The sequence below is a fragment of the Psychrobacter sp. S1-30-MNA-CIBAN-0213 genome, from assembly GCF_040309845.1.
Taxonomy (GTDB): Bacteria; Pseudomonadota; Gammaproteobacteria; order Pseudomonadales; family Moraxellaceae; genus Psychrobacter.
Window position 1 is genome coordinate 1 of record NZ_JBEOPE010000026.1, and the last position, 1,942, is coordinate 1,942.

The 1,942-nt window shown below is 42.4% G+C and carries 3 protein-coding genes; all 3 read left to right on the forward strand.

Features of this window, described 5'->3' with window-relative positions:
• The first annotated feature begins 217 nt into the window (after positions 1–217).
• The 3 genes from moaC (at position 218) to AAEY87_RS13800 (ending at position 1,802) form a co-directional block, all read left to right on the forward strand.
• Positions 218–739, forward strand: coding sequence for a cyclic pyranopterin monophosphate synthase MoaC (gene moaC, locus AAEY87_RS13790; protein WP_350657577.1), 522 nt, complete (start codon positions 218–220; stop codon positions 737–739).
• 92 nt (positions 740–831) lie between these two features.
• A complete protein-coding gene (locus tag AAEY87_RS13795; RefSeq protein WP_350657578.1) occupies positions 832–1,131 on the forward strand; it encodes a MoaD/ThiS family protein in 300 nt (99 codons plus the stop codon).
• 179 nt (positions 1,132–1,310) lie between these two features.
• Complete coding sequence (locus AAEY87_RS13800) at positions 1,311–1,802, forward strand: molybdenum cofactor biosynthesis protein MoaE (protein ID WP_350657579.1); 492 nt, start codon at positions 1,311–1,313, stop codon at positions 1,800–1,802.
• Positions 1,803–1,942: the final 140 nt, after the last annotated feature.

Below are 1,942 nucleotides of genomic sequence, written 5' to 3' on the forward strand. Positions count from 1 at the left end.
AAGAGCAGTTTGATAGTCGTACGCGTCCTTGCAATTTTGTGCCGCACTTTATGCGTACTAATCCTAGCCATGATTGAGCCATGATTAAGTTATGACTAAATTATAAAACAGGTTTTGGTTAATAATTAATTGCCGCTAAAGCGATAATTTAAACATCTAAGACGGTCTAATAGTTAACTAATAAAACAAAGAGATCGTTTGATAAAGAGAGTATGTAATGCGCGCTACTGCCCAAAAAGAAGATAAATCAGCTGTAACTCAATCTACCTTATCGCATTTAGATAGTGACGGCGATATTACTATGGTGGATGTCAGTGGCAAGACCGCCACCACACGAGAAGCCAACGCGGTTGGACAAGTGCGTTTCCCAAGCGAAATTTATCAACAAATCAAAGCTGCCGATGGCATGACCAAGAAGGGTAATATCACTCAGACCGCCCATATCGCCGGTATTATGGCCGCCAAGCGCACCCACGATCTTATTCCACTGTGTCATCCACTACCATTAGATAAGATTGGTTTAACCTTTGAATATGATGATGCGCTGAATAGTATTATCATTAGCGGCACTGTCAAAGTCACCCATAAAACTGGGGTTGAGATGGAAGCGCTAACGGCTGTGAGCATTGCCTGCTTGACCATCTATGATATGACCAAAGCCATATCACATGATATCGTTATTGATAACGTGCGTTTAGTGAAAAAAACGGGCGGCAAGTCAGATTATAGTCATGCTTAAGAGAGTAAAGACGTTTTGACAACCAGCGATGTTATGTAAGATCTTATGCAATAGAGCTAAAGCTGGATTGTTTGACAAGAATGGAGAATATGATGAGTACTTTAGAAGTAGCAACCAATACCGAATTAGAGACTAGCTTTGACGACACCATGAATATCAACGTCCTATACTTTGCCAGTCTAGCTGACGAAGCCAACTGCCAACAAGAAACCGTCAGCGTGCAGCAGTCGACCTCATTGACTGAGCTGTATCAGCAGCTTAGCCAAAAGCATCGTTTTAGTCGTCCGCAGGCAGAGCTACGCGTGGCGGTAAATGATTACTTTGCTAAGTGGACAGATCAGATCAACGATGGTGACAGTGTGGTGTTTATCACCCCAGTCGCTGGTGGTTGAGTAAGAACTTTATAGAATATAGCTGATACACTTTCAAAGAAATGTAGCGCTACTGGTATAAATTTTACTTGCGTGCTGTGCCTACGCCCACAGAGGCGGCGCAAAATCCATTCCAGTAGCGCTTTTGAATTTAAATAACAGTTTTATTTTCAGCTGACTATAACTTATAGAGATACCACATGACAGACAACGTCCATAGCCACTCAATGACCATTAAGCGTAGCGTCGATGAAGTATACCAATTAGCTGAACGTGATGGCTTTGCTTTATTAGATATTGCTATCGATGAAGACAGACTTAAAAATACCCTTGATAATGATAGTTGCGGTGCTTTTGTATGCTTTGAAGGTCGCGTCCGCAATCATAATAATGCCACCAGTGTTGAGCGCTTAACTTATTATGGTTATGAAGACTTAGCGCTCAATCAAGGCCGAGCTATTATCGAAGAGGCCAAACAGCATTTTGAGATTACCCATGCTATTGCTATTCACCGTATTGGCGCATTAGAGATAGGCGATGTGGCGGTATGGGTGGGGGTTGTTTCTGCGCATCGTTATCCAGCTTTTGACGCTTGCCGATGGATACTCGACACCATCAAAGCGGATATTCCTGTTTGGAAGCAAGAGTACTATGAGGATGATTCTTCTAAATGGCTGAGTAATAATGGGTAGGCAAAATTGATCGACGATAAACTGGTGAACATAATCTAATTCTAACCAACCAACCAACTAACGGCAACGAGCAATGACATCATGATAGCCCCATCCCTAATGTCAGACATGCTCAGCCCGTTCTTAGTCAGCATCAAACT